The 20,638-nt window shown below is 37.9% G+C and carries 20 protein-coding genes; 11 read left to right on the top strand and 9 right to left on the bottom strand.

Annotation, left to right across the window (positions count from 1 at the left end; all coding sequences use genetic code 11):
* Positions 1 to 88: 88 nt before the first annotated feature.
* Entirely contained in the window at positions 89 to 835 is a 747-nt protein-coding gene (locus M2408_RS03445; protein WP_259179284.1) for an SDR family oxidoreductase, read from the bottom strand.
* A 102-nt stretch (positions 836 to 937) separates the two neighbouring features.
* Here M2408_RS03445 and M2408_RS03440 point away from each other — a divergent pair, with 102 nt between their 5' ends.
* Complete coding sequence (locus M2408_RS03440; RefSeq protein WP_259179283.1) at positions 938 to 1,276, top strand: helix-turn-helix domain-containing protein; 339 nt, start codon at positions 938 to 940, stop codon at positions 1,274 to 1,276.
* Positions 1,277 to 1,579: 303 nt separating this feature from the next.
* On the opposite strand, the gene M2408_RS03435 is transcribed toward M2408_RS03440, so the two are convergent.
* On the bottom strand, positions 1,580 to 1,942 hold the full coding sequence (locus M2408_RS03435) for a helix-turn-helix domain-containing protein (RefSeq protein WP_259179281.1): 363 nt from the start codon (positions 1,940 to 1,942) through the stop codon (positions 1,580 to 1,582).
* A gap of 128 nt (positions 1,943 to 2,070) precedes the next feature.
* Between M2408_RS03435 and M2408_RS03430 the strand changes: the two genes are divergently transcribed.
* The 4 genes from M2408_RS03430 (at position 2,071) to M2408_RS03415 (ending at position 4,228) form a co-directional block, all read left to right on the top strand.
* Complete coding sequence (locus tag M2408_RS03430; protein ID WP_259179279.1) at positions 2,071 to 2,862, top strand: SDR family oxidoreductase; 792 nt, start codon at positions 2,071 to 2,073, stop codon at positions 2,860 to 2,862.
* A gap of 23 nt (positions 2,863 to 2,885) precedes the next feature.
* Positions 2,886 to 3,203: a nuclear transport factor 2 family protein gene (locus M2408_RS03425; RefSeq protein ID WP_259179278.1), complete on the top strand. Its 318-nt coding sequence runs from the start codon at positions 2,886 to 2,888 to the stop codon at positions 3,201 to 3,203.
* A gap of 284 nt (positions 3,204 to 3,487) precedes the next feature.
* Positions 3,488 to 3,685: a hypothetical protein gene (locus tag M2408_RS03420; RefSeq protein WP_259179276.1), complete on the top strand. Its 198-nt coding sequence runs from the start codon at positions 3,488 to 3,490 to the stop codon at positions 3,683 to 3,685.
* A gap of 72 nt (positions 3,686 to 3,757) precedes the next feature.
* Positions 3,758 to 4,228, top strand: a complete 471-nt coding sequence (locus M2408_RS03415; RefSeq protein ID WP_259179274.1) for an energy transducer TonB — start codon at positions 3,758 to 3,760, stop codon at positions 4,226 to 4,228.
* A 44-nt stretch (positions 4,229 to 4,272) separates the two neighbouring features.
* Here the strand turns inward: M2408_RS03415 and M2408_RS03410 are convergent, their stop codons facing one another.
* Positions 4,273 to 4,701 (bottom strand): NAD-dependent epimerase/dehydratase family protein, encoded by a 429-nt coding sequence (locus M2408_RS03410; RefSeq protein WP_259179273.1) that lies wholly within the window; start codon positions 4,699 to 4,701, stop codon positions 4,273 to 4,275.
* A 316-nt stretch (positions 4,702 to 5,017) separates the two neighbouring features.
* On the opposite strand from M2408_RS03410, the gene M2408_RS03405 reads away from it, so the two are divergent.
* Positions 5,018 to 5,926 (top strand): SMP-30/gluconolactonase/LRE family protein, encoded by a 909-nt coding sequence (locus tag M2408_RS03405; RefSeq protein WP_259179270.1) that lies wholly within the window; start codon positions 5,018 to 5,020, stop codon positions 5,924 to 5,926.
* A 373-nt stretch (positions 5,927 to 6,299) separates the two neighbouring features.
* Entirely contained in the window at positions 6,300 to 6,812 is a 513-nt protein-coding gene (locus M2408_RS03400; RefSeq protein WP_259179269.1) for a ClbS/DfsB family four-helix bundle protein, read from the top strand.
* Between the two features lie 70 nt (positions 6,813 to 6,882).
* Here M2408_RS03400 and M2408_RS03395 read toward each other — a convergent pair whose 3' ends face one another.
* From M2408_RS03395 to M2408_RS03385, 3 genes are all read right to left on the bottom strand, one after another.
* Positions 6,883 to 7,167 (bottom strand): hypothetical protein, encoded by a 285-nt coding sequence (locus M2408_RS03395; protein WP_259179266.1) that lies wholly within the window; start codon positions 7,165 to 7,167, stop codon positions 6,883 to 6,885.
* 104 nt (positions 7,168 to 7,271) lie between these two features.
* Positions 7,272 to 9,488 (bottom strand): S41 family peptidase, encoded by a 2,217-nt coding sequence (locus M2408_RS03390; RefSeq protein WP_259179264.1) that lies wholly within the window; start codon positions 9,486 to 9,488, stop codon positions 7,272 to 7,274.
* Positions 9,489 to 10,230: 742 nt separating this feature from the next.
* On the bottom strand, positions 10,231 to 12,213 hold the full coding sequence (locus tag M2408_RS03385) for a S9 family peptidase (protein ID WP_259179263.1): 1,983 nt from the start codon (positions 12,211 to 12,213) through the stop codon (positions 10,231 to 10,233).
* 615 nt (positions 12,214 to 12,828) lie between these two features.
* On the opposite strand from M2408_RS03385, the gene M2408_RS03380 reads away from it, so the two are divergent.
* Positions 12,829 to 14,451, top strand: a complete 1,623-nt coding sequence (locus M2408_RS03380) for a helix-turn-helix domain-containing protein (RefSeq protein WP_259179261.1) — start codon at positions 12,829 to 12,831, stop codon at positions 14,449 to 14,451.
* A gap of 89 nt (positions 14,452 to 14,540) precedes the next feature.
* Here M2408_RS03380 and M2408_RS03375 read toward each other — a convergent pair whose 3' ends face one another.
* Genes M2408_RS03375 through M2408_RS03365 form a run of 3 tightly spaced genes read right to left on the bottom strand, consistent with a single transcriptional unit; the run spans position 14,541 to position 16,393 of the window.
* On the bottom strand, positions 14,541 to 14,705 hold the full coding sequence (locus M2408_RS03375) for a hypothetical protein (RefSeq protein ID WP_259179260.1): 165 nt from the start codon (positions 14,703 to 14,705) through the stop codon (positions 14,541 to 14,543).
* A 7-nt stretch (positions 14,706 to 14,712) separates the two neighbouring features.
* Positions 14,713 to 15,627 (bottom strand): AraC family transcriptional regulator, encoded by a 915-nt coding sequence (locus tag M2408_RS03370; RefSeq protein WP_259179259.1) that lies wholly within the window; start codon positions 15,625 to 15,627, stop codon positions 14,713 to 14,715.
* Between the two features lie 28 nt (positions 15,628 to 15,655).
* Positions 15,656 to 16,393, bottom strand: coding sequence for an SDR family NAD(P)-dependent oxidoreductase (locus tag M2408_RS03365; protein ID WP_259179258.1), 738 nt, complete (start codon positions 16,391 to 16,393; stop codon positions 15,656 to 15,658).
* 554 nt (positions 16,394 to 16,947) lie between these two features.
* Between M2408_RS03365 and M2408_RS03360 the strand changes: the two genes are divergently transcribed.
* From M2408_RS03360 to M2408_RS03350, 3 genes are read left to right on the top strand one after another with little or no spacing between them, the layout of a single operon-like run.
* A complete protein-coding gene (locus tag M2408_RS03360; RefSeq protein ID WP_259179256.1) occupies positions 16,948 to 18,036 on the top strand; it encodes a phosphoglyceromutase in 1,089 nt (362 codons plus the stop codon).
* Between the two features lie 9 nt (positions 18,037 to 18,045).
* Positions 18,046 to 19,638, top strand: coding sequence for a LamG-like jellyroll fold domain-containing protein (locus M2408_RS03355; protein WP_259179254.1), 1,593 nt, complete (start codon positions 18,046 to 18,048; stop codon positions 19,636 to 19,638).
* Positions 19,638 to 20,609 (top strand): metallophosphoesterase, encoded by a 972-nt coding sequence (locus M2408_RS03350; protein WP_259179252.1) that lies wholly within the window; start codon positions 19,638 to 19,640, stop codon positions 20,607 to 20,609. Before M2408_RS03355 ends, M2408_RS03350 begins: the two co-directional genes overlap by 1 nt.
* The last annotated feature ends 29 nt before the right edge of the window (positions 20,610 to 20,638 follow it).

Genomic DNA, 20,638 nt, shown 5'->3' with positions numbered 1-20,638 from the left:
ATACTTTCAGTAGTGGGTGTATATCAATAGAAAGTGCTGGAATTTTTTCAAGCTTCCAGCACTCACATTCCAAAAAATAAAACCCCAATTATAAAACCATTCCACCGTCCATAAGGATTTCCGTTCCGGTCATAAAACTTGCCACATTGTTATCTGACAGGTAAATAACAGCTTTGGCAACATCTTCCGCAGTTCCCATTTTCTGTAGAGGGATTCCGCTGATTAACCATTCATCAAGACCTTCCAATGTTTTTTCGTCCAATCCTGCTTTGGTCATAATCTCCGTTTTTGTAGGTCCCGGGCTTACTAAATTTACTCTGATTTTTCTTGGTGCTAATTCTGCAGCAGCGGTTTTTGCAATGGAATTCAATGCTGCTTTGCTTGCCTGGTAAATCGAACTATTGGGCTTAGAGGTTGTCGCGACGTTGGATGAAAGGAACACCACTGAGGCACCATCGTTTAACAGGGGAATAAATTTGCTTAAGGTAAAATAAGCTCCTCTGAAATTGATACCCATTACATTGTCAAAATTTTCGGCACTCATATGTTCGATCGAACCTAAAGTTCCGGTAATTCCTGCATTAATAAAGAGGATGTCAACTTTTCCGAATTGCTTTTCAACTTCGGTTTTGAAATTATCAATATCTTCCAATTTCCCTTGATCCGCCACAAAAGATATAGCCCCTAACTCTGCAGCAGCCTTTTCAATGGCTTCTTTTCGTCTTCCGGTGATAATTACCTTTGCTCCTTCTGCGATTAACTCTTTTGCGGTTGCATATCCTATTCCGCTGTTTCCACCTGTTACGATGGCTAACTTGTTATTCAACTTATTCATTTCTTTGATTTTTTTACAAAGTTATAGGGGAATGATATACTTTTGTTATCAGTATAACAGAGTATATCAGTATCATCAATTATATCATTTAACTTTGTATCCATGGAAAGAGATCAGACTGAAGAACTTAGAGCTTTGCAGGATACCCTTTATTTCATTGGGGGAAAGTGGAGAATCCCTGTCATTAATTCGCTTTGCAACGGCAACCGACGTTTTCGCGAAATTGAAAGAAGTATCCCCGGGATTACCACAAGAATGCTTTCAAAGGAACTGAAAGATATGGAATTAAATAAGTTGGTTAAACGAACTGTTTATCCAGATACTCCTGTTTTAATTGAATATGAACCCACTGAATATTGCAGGACTTTCGGGAATATTATTTCGGAAATGATTAACTGGGGTAGAGATCATCGAAGAGTGATTGTGGAGGATAAGGTTTAGTAAACAGACCATTACAGAGATAATTGATTCTATTTTTCAGAATATATGATTTATTCAGACATGTGGGGATTAAGGTATTTAGGAGATAGCCGATATGAAATATTTAATGCAACGGATCCTACAATTGGAATGACTTCATCACTCACAGAATTTTTGCAACATTTTTTAGAAGGGAATGTCTTCGACCCTGGAGGGTTATATAAATGGCATCAAGAATTGGGTATTTGCGCCGCTAAGTAAATTGAATACTCATTCATAAACGATTAAGTCAAACGACCTGAGAAACGACTATTCCCTCCCATTTCAACATTCTGAAATTCCTTTTAAAATTACTCTTCTCAGTCTATCTTCGTTTTGATCGCCCCAGTGTCCCAATGCGGAAATTACCGGAATTAAACTCATCCCAAAATCTGTGAGCGAATATTCAACTTTTGGTGGAACGACAGGATATATTTTTTTCATGATAAGCTCATGTTCCTCCAGTTCTTTCAGCTGGATATTCAGTACCCGTCTAGAGGCTTCAGGTATTTTACGCTGCAACTCGCTGGGTCTTTTATATCCCTGGTCAATAAACCAGAGCAAGCGTATTTTCCATTTCCCATAAAGCACTTCACCTATCAAGTCAAGTCCGCAGTTCAGGTTCGGAATTATTTTTCTCTCATACATATTTCAAAATTAAAGGTATGTTCCGATTTGTACAATAGGGGAAAAATTTATCCCTATATGAATCGTAATTCCGTACTTGCGCAGGCTGTTTTTATGCCCCAATTTTGTCCTATAAACAATTCGTAAAAATGGAACAATTTAATTTCAACAATGAGTTATCAGACAAGGTTGCCTTGGTAACAGGTGGTACAAAAGGTACTGGAAGAGCAATTGCGGAAAGGCTGTTACAGGCTGGAGCAACAGTTGTGATTACTGCCAGAAATATACCCGAACTGGAAAACAGCAATCTGTATTTCATCGCTTCCGATCTGAGTAAAGCAGAAGGTGCCCGAAAAGTAATCAACGAAGTCCTTACTAAATATGGAAGACTGGATATTTTGATAAACAATCTTGGTGGATCATTAACTCCCGCAGGCGGGTTTGCAGCGCTAAGCGATGAGGATTGGGAATGCACGTTGCAGGCCAACCTTCTGGCTCCGATTCGTCTTGACAGAGGATTTTTACCGCAAATGATCGATCGGAAAACTGGTGTGATCATCCATATTGCTTCAATTCAGGGTAAATTGCCGCTATATGATTCAACTTTGCCGTATGCTGCTGCAAAGGCCGGACTGCGAAACTACAGTAAAAGTTTATCAAATGAAGTGACACCAAAAGGTGTTCGTGTGCTGACGGTCTCGCCTGGCTGGATTAATACGGCAGCATCTGAAGCCTTTTTGAGCGAAATTGCGAGAAACTCGAACAGTACTATAGAAGAAGCACAACAAGGCGTAATGGATGCATTGGGAGGAATACCTATCGGGAGACCTGCCGAACCTGTAGAGGTAGCTGAACTTGTTGGCTTCCTTGTTTCACCGAGAGCCAGTTATCTAACAGGAACAGAATATGTAATTGACGGAGGAACAGTACCGACCATTTAATAATCATCTCAATAATAGAAAGTATGAATTTACCAAACATTATCTCCGAGCTAGTAAAAGCGCAAAACGAATTTGACAGTGGGGCTTACGCGAATTGTTTTAATAAAGATGCAGAAGTATTTGATGAGGGAAAAAATCACAAGGGAAAAATTGAAATTCAAAACTGGATTGACCTAGCCAACAAAGCATACTGCGCGACTATGACACCATTAGATTTTAATGAAAGCGAAAACATTTTATCGGCAGAGATTTCAGGTACTTTTCCCGGTAGTCCCATTGTTTTGAGATATCATTTCCAATTGTCTAACGGCCGAATTAAATACCTGAAAATAACAACTTAACATTGTAATGTGCTATTGGCGCCAATAGCAACATTGCCCGCTTTTGAATCATTATATCGTGAAATCTCTTTACCTATCATGGATTAATATGTTTACGGATATTACTTTCAAGATGATTACAAACCGTTAAATCTAAAATATAGCTTTGAAAGTATGGTTGGCTACGAGGACCCGTAAGTAATTCTATAAAATGAGGATTTTCTTATTTTGTTTTTAGGATGTGTAGTTTTGTTATCCTACGTTTTATCAACCAATAGAATATGGGAAATTAAATAATAACAAAAATGAAAATATATCCTTTAAAAGACGGTGATTTCAGTGTCGATAAGAATAAAAATTTTACCTATCTGGAAGATACTAAAAACGATAAAAATTTAAAAATGGCTGTGCAGCCTTTCCTTATTGAAAAAGCTGGTAATCTAGTATTGCTAGATACAGGATTAGGCTGGATGGAAATAGGAATTTGGTTAACTTGCCGCTAGAACTGAGACCGACAAACGACGAACACTAGCATACTTTATACAATAATTTTCTAGTATCTTAGTAAAAAAAAGATGCAAAGAATAGTAAAGCTTAGCACACTTGTTACAGCATTGCTGTTTAATCTCTCCTGGGTCTTTTCCCAGGAAGCAAAAGTTGTTGATGTTAATAAAAGTACCGTCGAAAACAATGATCTTATATTAACGGTGTCACCACCTAAAAGCGGTGTTCCTGAAATCATGCCTGATGTTAAGGCTGATTTCCAAGGAGGTAAATTGGCGTTAAACCAATTTATTGCTAAGAATCTGAAATACCCAAAGCAGGCAATTGAAAATGGTATCCAGGGTGTTTTGGTGGTAGGGCTCAAAGTGACAAAAGATGGAACTGCAACTTTCGATAAATTTATTAAACAGCTAGGTTACGGTTGCGAAGCAGAGGCTAAAAGATTAATCAAAACAATGCCTAAGTGGAATCCTGCTATGCTTAAAGGCAAACCTATTGACTCCAATTATACGATAATGTTTGCATTTAAGTTTGTCGATTGATGACAGCCTCAATTCCCTTTTTAAAAACTGCGAGGTTAACTGATTCAATCATCTGCTGCATCTTCGGTAGCAATCCTTGGATGCGGGTGATTAACACTGCGATCTTTATCGGTAGTAATTCCATCCTTTACAAATAGCGCAGTGCCAGAAGTGATCAGAAAGGGGTTTTCAGTTCCACGCAGTGCATCACCGATAGCTCCGATCACTTCACCATCTAAAATGCACATTTCCTGAGAACGCCTAAAATCGTGTACAAATCCCAGATGGATAACAGCATCAGAAAGTCTGGCTCCTGACTTTAAGCTTTCAAAATCTGTCAGATCGCCGCGGTGCGCCTCTGCTCCTGCCTCAATTAATTTCTTTACTGATTCTTCCGATCTTGCCAGTCCCAAAACCTGATAACCGGCACCCAATAATTCTTTTACTACAACTGTTCCGACGAAACCTGTAGCGCCTGTAACAAATACTTTCATGTTGAATTTTATTTATAACGCAAAGTCCAGGCTCAAAGAGCTGAAAAATATAGTCAAAAGTGACTTTATTGTAGCCAGATCTATCATAGCACATAAGACTTGCAGTTCATCAGTCTCTCTGTCAGCATCAGAGGTATGCGGTGGAAATCAAACGCAGAATAGCGATATGCATCAATTAATGAAGACGGCTAGAGGTAATATTTTCAGGTCTTTATAAAATTATATATATTGGGCTTGAAATAGAGACTATCCATACTTAAATACTATTCCTTGAATTTTTTTTGGACACACGATAATTTAGTTAATTACTTTTACTATGCTACATTTAATTAATTCCAGCAGGTTCTATCCGGCATTCTTGCTAATATTACTCTTCTCATTAAAAGGCTTAGATGTAAGGGCGCAATTGTTTAATCAAGACAGCCTGAAATTATTATCTCGGCAGTTTGCCTTTACAGAAGGGCCGGCGGTGGACAAGGACGGGAATATCTATTTTACTGATCAGCCCAATAACAAAATCTGGAAGTACAACACGGAAGGTCGTCTTTCTCTTTTTAAAGATTCAGCCGGCCGTGCCAATGGACTGTACTTTAACCATCGCGGTCAGCTACTTGCCTGTGCAGACGAAAAAAACGAAATTTGGTCGATAAGCAATGATGGCAAAGTTACGGTCCTGCTGTCAGATCTAGATGGAAAGAAACTGAACGGTCCAAATGATCTTTGGGCAGATAAGAAAGGAGGTATCTATTTTACAGATCCCTATTATCAGCGTGACTATTGGGTCAGAAAAAAACCAGAGATAGAAGGGCAGAAAGTTTACTACCTTCCTCCGGGAAAAGGTAAAACGCCAATTGTAGTGGCTGATGATGTAGCTAAGCCTAACGGCATTGTAGGATCGCCTGATGGAAAATACTTATATGTAGCGGATAGGGTGCGAAATAAAACTTACAGGTATACCATTGAATCTAACGGTAAGCTCAGCGGACAAAAGGCGGTCATCGACCAAGGCTCTGATGGGATGACATTGGACAATCGGGGAAATATTTACCTTACGGGGAAAGGTGTTTCTATCTATAGTCCGATAGGCGTACTGATAGGACATATTGAGGTAAAAGAACCATGGACATCGAATGTCTGTTTTGGTGGCAAAGATCGAACTGATCTATTTATCACAGCTTCAACAGCAATTTATTGCCTCCCAATGCGTACAAAGGGAGTTGAGTAAATTGTCTGTCTTCAGCAGTTGGCGTAAACGGCAATTTAGTAAGCTCTTCTGACTATATGAACAGTTTCGCATTTGATTATATCAAAAGAGAGACGATTTTAACATAGTTCTAGCTCTTGTGGAAAAATAAATAATCGCAGGATGAATAAGGTGTGTATATTATCATGATATTCCATTAGAATATCATCATTTGCTAGCACTTTCTCAAAAGGACTGAATTGGAAATTAAGGATTTAAAGTCAAGATTAGACTCTATTCAAAAGCCACACATAACCGTACCTAATTGAAAAACAGGTGAAACAAATCATTTCTTATTTTAAGTAAACTCTTTAATAGCTTTTGTAAATTTGGTAAAAATCTATTTCGTCCGATTATGGCTGTACCAGTTAACAAAGAAGAATTACAAAAAGCTATTGAAACGAATCACAACAAGCTAAAAAATGAATTATCGACTATTCCTATTGAACTAACTACCGTCACAGATTTAGAAGGACATGCAAAAGATACTACAATGAGTATCAATAACCTTATTTCTTATTTGATTGGATGGGGAGAATTGGTGCTTCAATGGAATCGGAAAAAAGATAATAATGAGCCGGTAGATTTTCCTGAAACAGGCTATAAGTGGAATGAACTCGGCAAGTTAGCTCAGAAGTTTTACAAAGATTATGAAGGCATTGACTTCAATACATTGTGTAGTAAATTAGATGAAACGGTTTCTGAAATTCTTCATCTAATTGAGCAAAAATCTAATACTGAATTATATGAGGTTTCCTGGTATGAGAAATGGACTTTAGGAAGGATGATTCAGTTTAACACGTCTTCGCCTTATACCAATGCAAGAGGGAGAATTCGTAACTGGAAAAAGGCACATAACATCAAATAAAAATCCTGCCCAAACGGACAGGATTTAAAAACTTGAAAATCAATCCTGATCACTTCTGATTGCATGAAGATTAATTATCCCTAGTTCCATTTTCATAATGATAATGATCTTGACTTGCGGATGTAAATTGTTGGATAAAATTTGGCGACATCTGAGATTGCTTTTTCACATCTAAAAAATTATTAAATAATGCCCAGTCGTACACCCCTTCATCAATTGGATATGCTGTTAAAACTCCTGATAACTTATGTCCATCTATCCATATTTCTGCCTTTTCAATTGAAGTAAAAACTCCACTTGAAAACCGTCCTCCTTCACCATGAAAAACCCAAATTGTATCTAATATATTGCTCATTTTAATTTTATAATTAAACCAACGACCGCATGAGACACCAAGTTAGCCAATTTTCGCAATTGTGCTTTGTTGTATCTGCGATCGAATGGAGTGAAAACTTTCGCCTATTGTTTTATTATCAAATCAATACCTGCCTGTAGTACCTCATCCTGATGCTTCCGTATCCCCTCAATAGTGGGATATACAATCTTATCGGGTACAATACCTATCCCCTGCGTTTCGCTTTTATCAGGATAATACACTCCTATACCCGAAAAAGCAGTTGAATATCCCAGTGGAAGTGGGAGCCAGCTTATATTGCCGTCTGCTCCCGCTGTCTGAGAGCCAACAACCAGAGAGCCGGGTATTGTACGAAATGCCATCACCTGAAATTCAGATGCGCTCTGAGCGCGCTCGTTAACCAAGATAACGACTTTACCGGTAAAAGCTTTCGGATTTACCGCTCCGGCGTTGACCGGATCAGTGTATTTGAACAGTCCGGGGCGCATACCTTTACTCGTCGAAAATATTACAAAGTCTTTTTCTGATGGAAAGATCACATCACGCAATTCATCATGCATGCTCGCCGAAGGATAATTACGATAGTCCAAGATAAGCCCACGTTGTCCTTGCAGGCTGTCTTTTAGCCGTTGGGTATCTGAATTCTTAAAGACACCGATATCGACCACCAAAATGCCGTCTTTCATTTTCCGGATCGCGGGCTTGGGTTCTGCATCCGTATATTTTATTGACTCGATAGCACGCGTGGGGATATAAAAAACCGATTCCCTACCCTCGCGGTGAATCTTCAACATTAATAGGGAATCTGCAGTTCTTAACATCCGACTCGGAAGGTCACGCATTAGCGCACTTTCATTGGAAGCAGCGATGTATGGTCTCAATGAATCAATCATACCCGAAACGGGCTTACCTGCAATCTCCATAATAATATCGCCGACCTTTAACTCCTGCCCAGTTTTAAACTGATCATCTGAGAGCCCTGTGACCACCAACTGGTTCTGAATAAAACCGCTCTTAAATCCTACAGCACGTGGGCCAAATATATCTTTATGATAATAGTCTGAAAGGTAAGAAAATGCATGGGTATCATTGATTTTTGAAAAAAGCTTGAGATAAGTTCCATCCAGTGAAGCTTTGGTTTTCGCTCCGACAAATAGCGGTATAAAATCTGTCAATACTTGATCCCATGGTTGTGCTGAGAGCTTTTGGTTAGGGTTAAAATATTGCATGGCATTCCAATATCGGAATAACCCTAAAAGTCGAAAACCTACGTCTGAAAGCTGAACAGTTTTGTAACTGTATTCATAAAACTGGGGGTTGCCGGCACCTTCAAAATAGTCTATATATTGGTTTGGCACTACTGGCATCACACGGAACAGCGCTGTAAGCTTTGCTTTGAGTTTATTGGAATAAGGCAATTTATCTATCCATTCATCGTTGGTTGCTGCTGCAATTTTTTCGGCAGCAATGGTCGATTGCTCCACAGATGGTTGAAAGGGGCCAAAATGCTGGATCCATTCACTCAAAAGATGTTCGGTAGCAGCCTGATCCTTACCCACCAACAGGTTTGGGATAAATTTGAAAAGCTCCGTATCCATATCCCATTTCCCCGAAGTAACGGCAGGATGAAAATATTTTAACATCCCCCAAATCTGAGCTGTATGGGCTAATTTAGCGATATTATCTGTCGTTAGTGGAATTTCTTTCAACTGTGAATTGAAATTATAAATAGTATCTGCTTTGTTTATGCTTGGGTATTGCAGCGCCTTGGTATAATCCTTACCATCTATTTTAAGGGTAAGATCGGCGAACCAGGCTGTCCCCTTACCAACGATAAAAGTCCCAATGGCAATACTCCGTGTTTCTTTTGGTTTTAACTTAAGCCTGACACCAAATGTTTCCCAGTCATGCGTTCCATTCAATTTCTGGGATTCCATATTCTCGACGTCAACTTTGGGTTTTAATTGGAGAAATAATCCTGCGAATCCATCAGGAGTTATATTCTCTGTCTTGATTTTTCCTTCAAAAGCAATTTCCTTCCCTTCTAGGTTTTCGGGAATATTCAGCATCAAAACACCTGAATAACCATTGCTATCGCGTACACTACTAATTTTTAACTGTGTTTTATCGGCGTACTTGCTATGTCTTTCAATGGTGAAAGAATAGCCTCGGGATTCTGCTAAGAACCAACCTGCAGGCAGTCCATTTTTAATAATCTGCTGATCAACGTTATAGGATTTGATCTGTTGCGCATAGGTAAAAACTGAAAGAAAGACATTCAAAACAAAGGTCAACAGAAAAGGTAATATTACTTTCTCCATAATACAGGTTTATTATCGGATACAATATAGATAATATAATTATGTTGTAATGTTAAATAATATTAAATTAGAAGTCAAAGGTATTGAATTAATATAGCGCTTCTTTTCAGGGTCAAAAGCTTCTATTTTGACGCACTTTCAATGCTGTCTCTACCCCATAAACAGCCCTACTGCAATAGTAAGATGAACAATTCTTTTGGGGATTACTTATGATACTAATTGATAACTCGCGAACATCTATTGACAATAAATCTCATAGACCGAGAAGTTCTGTCTAATTGAATTGGATAACTATAATAGTAATAACAGCAGATGAAAAATTGGTTACAGAAATAAAAAATGCCCAGAATTCCCAGCTTTTAATTTTGATGCCACATTGTAATACTTGAGTTAATGAAATAATACTAATCAACAATTGAATGAGCAATAACCGAATGGTAATGTCCTGCTGATTAATGACAAGTACATTGCTTTCAAAATGCCACCAGTACGCATTAGCAACAATAAGCACAAAATAAGCTGCTATTATAACGCTTAAATAACACATAATTTCGTTATTCAATCTCATCTGTTTTTACTGCAAAAGTTATTCTCGATAATAATAGAATTAATGCAATGTACCTTCTGATATCAGCGGCAAAAATCTTGGACTTCAAACATTGAAGCGTTTTCTTAAAGACTGTTGGTCATAACAGGGTTTATATAGCTCTGCTATGACCAACAAACATATATATCTTAACTTTTATTTTAGATGTTTACTAAAAAATCCCATCATTGCCTTATAAAATTCAATACTATTCTCTTCTTTATAAAACCCATGTCCTTCATCATATTTAACCATATACGGCACATCTACTCCTTTGTCACGCAAAGCTTTTACGATCTGATCTGATTCTGCTATTTTAACGCGTGGATCATTGGCTCCTTGAACCACAAATAAAGGTGCTTTAATTTTGTCCACATGAAAAATTGGCGATACTTCTTTTGCTATTGCTGCTTCGTCTTCTTTTCCCAGATCATACCATACAGTATGTATCAATTCCTTATAGGGTTTCCAATATTCAGGAATTGAGCTTATCAGCGTGAAGATATTAGAAACGCCCACATAGTCTACACCTGCCTTATATAAATTAGGGGTTTTTGTTAAACCTCGTAATACAGCATACCCGCCATGGCTGGCCCCATAAATTGCGATATTATTTTTATCAACCCAGCCCTGGTCGATAACATATTGTATACCATCTTCGACATCATCCATCACTTTGCGACCAACTTGTTTAAAACCAGCACGAAGGAATTCTTTACCATACCCTCCTGATATACGAAAATTCACCTGTAGCGTAGCATATCCTCTGCTAGCGAATAGTTGGCTCTCAGGATTAAAACCCCAGCTATCTCTCAAACCCTGTGGCCCACCATGAGGGTTGACAACTAATGGTACTCTCTTACCATCCAGTGCCTCTTTGGGTAAGGTAATGTATCCGTGTAGTGTTAAACCATCGCGGGATTTAAAAGTGATAGGACGCATTTCGACCATATCCTCTTCTTTCAGCTGCGGCATCAGATCATTCAACAATGTGATCTTTCCACTTTTTGTATCATAATGGTAAAATCGGCCATATAATTTATCACTTCTAACGGAGATTAATAATTGATCTTCATTATCTGTCTTTCCTGAAATAGAGAATTCATAACCTTTAAATTGCGAATCCAATTTTTCATAAATTTTCTTAAAAGTCTCACTGATAGGTTTAATGATAACTTTTTCACCTTCGTAGCCAACAAAATCAATCTCCCAATTCCGTTTTCTGGATAACGAAATCAGATCCGCATCATATTCTTCATTGGTGTATATCTCCCTGATTATTTTTTTGTTCTTTAGATCATATAAAACGATTTTTGATTTATCTGAATCCAAATTGGTCACTACATATGCTTCATCGGGTTTTTTTGATGCATAATTAAATATGACAACGTTAAATGTTTCATCCCACTTGGTCGTATGCAACAATTGAAAACTCGAACTACCTTGTGGTTTATAGAAATATTGGTTATTGGTGCCATTAAACATTTTGGTATAGCCACGAAGATTACCATCTTTATCAAAATCATATCCGACAATCGCATTTTCGGGATCTTCATTATTAAACAGTTTTTCTAAGACTCCTGTGTTGACATTCACTTTATAGGGTTCAAACACCTGCTTATTGTCTTTATTCATCTGGATAATGAGATAATCCTTTTGTTCCTTAATGGAGGTCAATATGGAAGCCTTTACATCGGCAAATGGTGTTAGGTCAATATTATTACTACCATCGATATTGATCGCATAAATATGATTATTCTCATTGCCACCTTGATCCATGACATAGATCAATCGATCATTATTGATCCAAGCCATTCCACGGATCAATTCGTCTTTTTCTTCGATCGCACGAACTATGCTACCTGTTGCAACCTCCTTGATCATCACGTGATTCTTTAAATTTTCATCCTTTTCACGATATGATATGTATTTACCATTAGGCGACAATCGAAAATCCGATTGCTTAGGTTTTGCAAAATAATCTGCAACCTGATACTTGTGATTTCCCCGGTCTAAAGAAATGAGTTCTGCTAATTGTCCCTTTGTCGATACAAGTGTTGTATCTCCTGGTTTGACCTGTGCATTGGACACTGAAATTCCAAAAAAAGTTAGTGCAGCTAAATAAAAAAATTGGTTCATATTTTAATCCTGTTAAGTATATTATACTTCATTATACTACCCCTAAACTAAAGGTTATATCAAATGGAAAAAAAGAAAATACAATAGAATTTCGGAATTTACAATACCAAAAAAAATATATAACAATCTCTTTATAAGTAATTTATAATGCATTTTTTATAGAATATCGGCTATTAATTATAGCGATAGGAGTCAGATAAGAGATTGGTTTACGCTAAAACAATTAGAAATACAAAATAATGTCTAATGGAACTGATAAGGAAGAAATAAAAATAGAACTCCAAAAAAGATGAAACTAAATCGATATTATTAGATGCAACATAGTGTCTTTTATAAAAAATAGAATTAAGTTTGCTAAAATAAATTTTATCGAAATTCTAATTACATGTTAAATTCAAAAAAATCTATTCGCTCAAAAGAAGCTTTATTATTACTGATGAAATTCAACTCTTTTATTTAAAAAGGGAAATAGGAAAGATCAGACTAATTCCCGAAACAAGATATTATATTATTCGTGGTCTTGATACAAATAGCCCTTATATGTCACAAATAATATAGAGGCTCTGGTAAAATTTTTTATGACTCAATAGCATGACCAGCAACAGTCTTCATCAAATGATTTTAACAAAAAAGTTTATCTTTTTATCCGCTTACCTTTTTTTTTCTTTGTGTTTGTCTGCACAGGATAGTAAAATTCTATACAGTGGTATTGAAGATAGAATATACAAACAATATGATATATTAGTGTCAGGCGGGGATCCAGATTCCTTACTTCACAACTTTAGGACACTACGGAAACAATCTGAAAAAGTTGGCTATTCTGAAGGTGCACTCACCTGCACTATACAAATTATAGATATTCTTTCTGATAACAAAAGGGATTTGACACAACTGATCGAAGAATCAAAAATTGGAGAAAGACTGGCGGTCAAACTAAAACGATACGCCGCGCTAATACAAATATATCAGCTCCAAAGTAATGCATATAATGACCTCGGATTAATCGACTTAAGTTTTAAACAGCTTGAGAAAGCCACAACAAGTGCTGAGAACATTTCCGATATAAACGAAAAAAATATAACATTAGCTAATACCTATATAAATATAGCCAACTATTACGGCATTAAAAAAGACAATAAGAATAGATTCATATCCCTCCATAAAAGTCAACAGGCAGTAAAAAATGTTGCGGATACTTCTGAGTATTTGAGGTTAGCAAAAAACAATCTCCTTGCATCACAATTAGAAGCTTTAGCATGTGCCCACGAAGACAGTAGGCAATTGGACTCGGCAGAGACCTATTACCTCGCTGCTTATAAATTACGTAATGAAAAAGATATCCTTTATCTTTTATTCCAAAAAACACAATTACTTTTTAATATCAGTGATTTTTATTTCCGGCAAAAGAATTATAGAACTGCGATCAATTTTGCTCAATTAGGGTTGGACACAAATAAAGAATATATACTTCCGAAGCTAAGAAAGGAATTTTATCAAGTTTTGTACAAGTCATACCTTGAGATCAACAAAATTGACTCCTCTAAGTTTTATTCTAGGTTATTTTCCGATATCGATGATAGTATTACGGAGCAAAGAAAATTAAATTTAAACTCTTTTTTTCAGAAAAAGGTTGCTCAGCAAAAGTCGGATTACAACGAGCATCTAAAAACCATCCTCCTCGTTGTGGCAATAGTATTGATCGTCTTGATCCTATTTATCTGGTACTGGATTCGTATCAGCAAATCCCGAATACATCAAAAATATCAAGCGTTGATCACAAAGCTTAGTCAAAAAGAAACAATGGAAGAAAAACCTAATATTGTTGATAAAGAATATGTTGCATCAAAAAGAAGTACATATATCCCAGATGAAACTGTAGCTCTTTTATTGAAAAAGTTGCAAAAATTTGAGATATCCAATCGATATACCCGAAAAGATCTCACACTGTCCTCATTGGCTCATCATCTTGGCACAAATACGCGATACATCTCTGAGATCATTAAAGCACACCGCGGACAAAATTTTAATGGTTACATCAATACACTACGCATTCAATTCATCACACAAAAACTATATGAGGAGCCGCAATTCAGAAAATACAAGATTGCTTATCTAGCGGAAACAGCTGGATTTTCATCAGCAATAGTCTTTACAACGATTTTTAAGAATAAAACAGGCATGACCCCATACTATTTTATCAATCAACTGGTAAAAAATGATGAAAGTAAAGTGAGCTAATCTGTATCTATTTCCAACGGCAATGTTTTATCAATCCCGACGTATCATTTTATCGAAATGCCAGGTAAACTTATGACCGATCATGGGGTTTACATAGACATCAAAGAGCTGTCAAAAGACAGCTCTTTGACATTAACAGCTACAGCATAAGAAAGCCTGCTCATATAGGAAGTCATATTACTTGTTTCATTAATAATCGCAACACTACGTGTAGCACTTTCGTTTTCCTGGATTCCAAAATAGTTATACGCCAAAAAAGTGTCAGTTAAAAGACTGTCTAAATATTGAAGGTGAAACATTCATTTTTGCCTTAAATAATTTGCTGAAGGATTGTGGATGTTCGAAACCTAACTGGTATGCGATTTCACTAATGGAATTTTCAGTCGTGGACAGCTTTTCCTTAGCTTTATCAATCAGTTTATTATGTATGTGCTGTTGTGCATTTTGTCCGGTCAATGAGCGAAGCATATCGCTCAAATAACTTGGGGATGTATTCAGATGTTCCGCAAGATCGTGTACGGTCGGCAGTGCCTTGCCGAATAGTTCCATACTATTGAAATGATTATCCAAAAAGTCTTCCATTCTAATTAAAAGATCATTATTTACTACTTTTCTCGTGATAAACTGCCTTTTGTAGAAACGGTTGCAGTAATTCAGTAACAAATCAAGCTGGGAAATAATTACCTCATGGCTCAACTCATCCATCCTGCTCTTTAATTCATCATCAATTATTTTAAAGATTGACATGATCGTTTGCTTTTCATGTTCGGACAGGTGAAGTGCCTCATTAGTGGCATAGGAAAAGAATCCATGCTGTTTTATTTTCTTTGCCAACGGATAGGATAACAAAAAATCTGGATGAATAGATAAAACGTAACCTGATTTTGCGCTACGTGGTGGGGCTTCGAATATCTGATGCGGTGCTGAAAATATCAATCCTCCTTCGGCAAAGTCATAGTAATTTTGTCCATATCTTGCCTTTCCTTGCATATCCGGCTTATATATGATCTGATAGAAATCTGTCATAAACGAGCTAAAGGTTTCATCCGGATGAATATGATTAACGGTGATATCGATCAGGCTCACCATCGGATGGAAGGGCATCACCTGTCCCAGCACCCGATGAAAGTCTGACAAAGATTTGAATTTGCGAGGTAATCCTTCTTCCTTTTCCATATGGTAAATTTAAATGTTTTTTTTATGTCTAAAAAGCAACGATACCGGTTTCGGGATTGATCTCTTCGGATATAAATTTCCCTGTCGGTCCATCCTCCCCGATCATAACGTATTTTAAAATACGTTTGCCTGCTGCCTCAATACTACCCGTACCGCGGTGGTTGTTAAAGTCTGTTGCTGTAAAACCCGGGTCAACAGCATTCACCTTAAACGCAGTGTCGCGCAATTCAAGTGCAAGTGCGATCGTGTACATATTGAGTGCTGCTTTTGATGGTCCATAAATACCGCCCACATAATCGCGGTATTGAAAATCGGGGTTGCTGCAAAGCGTCATGGATGCCATCCCAGAGGTTACATTAACAATACGTGGTTGCGAAGAATTTTTCAATAGATCTATAAAAGCGGTTGTCGTTCTTACCGTTCCATATAAATTAACATTAAAGACTTCGTGCAAAACTTTAAGATCTACAGATGCCGGTTTCTGTGGCATCCCGCCACTTATTCCTGCATTATTAATAAGAACATCTAATATCTCTGTTTTTCCGCCAATTTCTTTTCGCGCTGCATCTACCGACGCCTGGTCAGTGATGTCGATTAGGATAGCTTCAACATTACTCAGGCCTTCCGATTTCAACTTTTCAATAGATTGCTGGCCATTCTTCAAATTGCGGGTTCCCAAATAGACATAATACCCTTTCTGTAGCAATTGGCGAGCAGTCTCGTAACCAATACTTTTGTTCGCTCCTGTAATAAATACTTTTTTCATTTCTTTAATTTTGATGATGAAACAAAGTTCTGAAAACGGTTTTCGTGGGACGTAGCCAAAAAGAGAAATTGCTAAGCCAAAACAATATTATCATGAAATCTTCTATTAAAGCTGTTTACAATTCACATTTGTCAAATAATCGAATTAGATAACACTAGTCCGAGTATGTTATTGGCTATTTTTAGAATTAATGGATTGCGAGTACCTCCTAAATGAAATAATTCAATAGGTAACAGAGTGAGCGGTGTTGTAATAAAAATTTTATATAAAAAAAGTTAAACATATTTAAACATTGTTTAGTATTTATATATATTTACAATGGTTAATGAAAGCCTTAAAATTAAGACTATCAATGTTACCGCCCACTTTGAATATATATTGTTAATACCGGTCTTTAATCCGGGGCTTTAGTTATGAACCAGATTATTTTAAGAACTCAAAACCTAATGTTAGTATTTAATCCCTGGATTTTAATTAATTGAAACCCGCAGGACATTTAAGCAAGGCTTAATTTAAGATGAATAAATATCCCATAAAACCTCAATTTTCAACTCATGAAAAAATTAAATAGCTTATTATTACTTCTTTGCCTCATACAGAGCGCCTTTGCACAAAGACGTGCGCATGCAGACAATCTGGTGATCATTTCGGTAGATGGTCTACGCTGGCAAGAGGTATTTAAGGGCGCAGAGAAAGATCTGCTGTTAAATGCAAAATTTAATTCGCAGGATTCCCTCGAAAGAATAGCAAAATATTGGTCTGATGATCTAATTCAAAGAAGAACTAAGCTAATGCCTTTCACATGGAGCATTATCGCTAAACAGGGACAGATTTATGGAAACAGGGATCTGGATAATAAAGTTAATGTCAAGAATCCTTATTGGATATCTTACCCCGGCAGAAGCGAGAATCTTACAGGCTATGCCGATCCTAAAGTAAAATCCAATGACCATCCTAACAATGGGAATAAAAATATTCTGGAATTCATCGATCAGAAAAAGGGGTATAAAGGTAAAGTTGTCAGTTTTGCTTCCTGGGATGCTGTAGGTCGGGTCATAAACAGAGATCGGAATGGTTTACTGGTTAATATTCCCGGTGAAAATATCGCTGGTCGTAACCTGAGTGAAGGAGAAAAGCTGAGCAACGAAATCCAGCACTACGAACCCAAAATATGGGGAAGCGGCGAACGTTTGGATGCCACTACGTATGCGCTGGCCAAATCCTATATGAGAGCCAGACATCCTAAAGTGGTTTATCTCGACCTTGCGGATACGGATGAATATGGGCATAGCGATGAATATGATTTCTATCTTGATGCTACCAGAAATATAGACGCCATGATCAGCAGCCTCTGGAGTTATCTGCAGGAAGATCCCTTCTATAAAGATAACACAGTATTAATGGTTATGCCGGATCACGGAAGAGGTGTCGGAGATCAATGGACAAGCCATGGTGCAAGCATTCCCCATGCAGATGAAACCTGGCTGATTGCTATGGGGCCGCACGTAAAGCCTTTGGGGGAAATAAAGAGTGCCGGACAAATTTATCACGATCAGTTTGCCAAAACAATGGTGAAATTACTGGGCTTTGATTTTACATCTGAAAACCAGATCGGGGAAACCATCAATAGTTTATTAAAATAGAAGCATTGTATGAGACTGATCACAATACTAATTTTAATGTTTTTTGTTCGTCAGGCCAGTGCGCAGCAGCCTGTCTATTATCTGAACTTTGACGATTTCAATTTTAAGAAAGATACTCCACTGCGTGACAGTGCCTATTATAATGTTGATCTGCTACAGTCACACTATGCAAAAGGCTTAAGTGGGCGGGCATTAGATCTTTCAGCAAATGCAACTTTGAGAAGACCGGTTCGGTTGGCAGAGAACACTATTCCCCGGTTTGACGAAAAGACATCCTTTTCTGTACAGATCTGGGCAAAGACACTGCCGAATGCCAAAATGGGCACTCCGCTCATGGGAAATAAAATTGCAGACGATCTGTCGACTCTGGGATGGCAGCTCTATACCCGGGAAAACGGCGCCTGGGCATTGCTGTTGAATGATGGGAAAAAGCGTTACGATTATCGTCCCACTGCGGAAAGACAGCGTATAAATGACGGTAAATGGCATCAGATCGTCTTTACTGTGGATAAAAATAAAGAGGAAGTGTGGCTGTACCTTGACGGGAAAAATATGGCGATCTATAACACGCCCGGTCTTCAAGGTCTTGACAGCAAATATGCCACCGTAGTCGGTGGTTCAGATGAGAAATGGGAATACGGATCAAATGGACAGTGGAACGCATTTAACGGATTTATAGATGAGGTAAAAGTTTGGAAAACGGTGATTTCAGCGGGGGAAGTAGAAAAAATGTATCAGGAGTTTTTTCCAAACGCAAAGGTGAAAGGTGAAATAGCCGATCCCTCTCATTTGAATGTATTCTCCTGGAACATTTGGCATGGCGGTCATCGCTATGGTCAGGCAGTAGGATTAGAGCGCGTAATTGAAACCATTAAAGCGACAAATCCAGATATTGTTGGTCTGGTGGAGACATACGGATCGGGAGAAGTGATTGCGGATTCTTTAGGTTACTATTTTTATTTAATTAGTTCCAATCTTTCCATTATGAGCCGTTATCCAATGACAGAAACTGTCAAGGTGTTCCGTCCCAGTAATTTCGGTGGGGTACAATTGGACCTGGGCGCCGGTGGAAAGCTTGTTTACTTTAACACCTGGTTAGACTATCTACCCGACGTTGACGCAAGTATCCGCCAGCTGAATAAAACTCCCGAACAATTGGTTAAGGATGAAGGGGCAACCAGGCATGCGGAAATAAAAGAAATTCTAAAAAAGATAGACCCATACCTAAAAAATTCAGATAATTTACCGCTGATTATGGGTGGAGATTTTAATATGGGATCACATCTGGATTGGACCGAGGTAACCAAAGGCATACATTACAATCGTGCTGTTGGCTGGCCTGAAAGCAAAGAAATGATTAAAGCCGGCTTTTCGGACAGTTACCGTGAACTACATGTCAACCCGCTATTGGATCCGGGCCTAACTTGGGGAATCAGGGCCGCAAACAATACGGATTTGTACGGCCTAAGAGACCGAATAGATTTTATCTATTACAAAGCAAAGAAACTGATTCCTATGGAATCACGGGTTATTGACTACCACCCTATCATGTTTCCCTCGGATCATGCCGCAATAATGACAAGATTTTACATAAATAAATAATGGACAGAAAAGAGTTTTTAAAAACTACCGGGCTAGCAAGTGGCACTTTACTTTTTTCAAAGTATCAAGGATTAAGCTCAGCAGTAACAAAAATCAGGATCGGAATGATTACTGATCTACATCACGACATTATGCATGACGGCATTGAGCGTTTGTCTGCTTTTATCAAAGAGATGAATGAATTGAAACCAGATTTTATTATCCAGGGTGGCGATTTTTGTATGCCCAAGAAAAACAACCGCGCGTTGATGGATGTCTGGAATCAATTTAGTGGTCCCAAATATCATGTCATCGGTAATCACGATACCGATGGAGGATTTACGCGCGATCAGGTCGTCGAATTTTGGAATGCTAAGGCAAAATATTATTCATTTGACTCGAATGGATTCCATATTGTTGTGCTCGATGGTAATGAACATAATGAAAGCCCCGATCGTCCCAATGGATATGCACGCTATATTTCTCCTGTACAACTGGACTGGTTAAGAAAAGATCTGGCGGAAACTTCCTTTCCTACAATTGTGTTTTGCCATCAAGGACTGGATAATGATGCCGGCGGATTGGAAAACGGAACATTGTTACGTTATGCACTGGAGAAGGCAAACGAAAAGTCCGGCAAAAAGAAAGTTATTTTGGTCATCAGCGGACACCACCATCAAGACTATTATAACCATATCAATGGAATACATTATGTGCAGATTAATAGTGCCTCATACCAATGGCTTGGAGACGATTTTAAAGAGATGCGTTATTCCGCAGATGTCGATAAAACACACCCCAATATCAAATACACTGTTCCATACAAAGATCCGATATGGGCAATGATCGAAATTGACGCCAAAGGCGTTATCAGGATCAAGGGCAAGAAAACCGTATTCGTGGGGTCGTCTCCTGAACAACTGGGCGTGAACATGGACAATTATGTTTATCCGATTGTTCCTTATATTTCAGATAGAAAGCTGAATAGTTAAATCCATCCACATTTACCTATGAAATGGAC

The sequence above is a fragment of the Sphingobacterium sp. BIGb0165 genome, from assembly GCF_024810095.1.
GTDB lineage: Bacteria > Bacteroidota > Bacteroidia > Sphingobacteriales > Sphingobacteriaceae > Sphingobacterium > Sphingobacterium detergens.
Note: the sequence above shows the minus strand (reverse complement) of the source record. Positions and strands in the feature narration are given on the sequence as shown.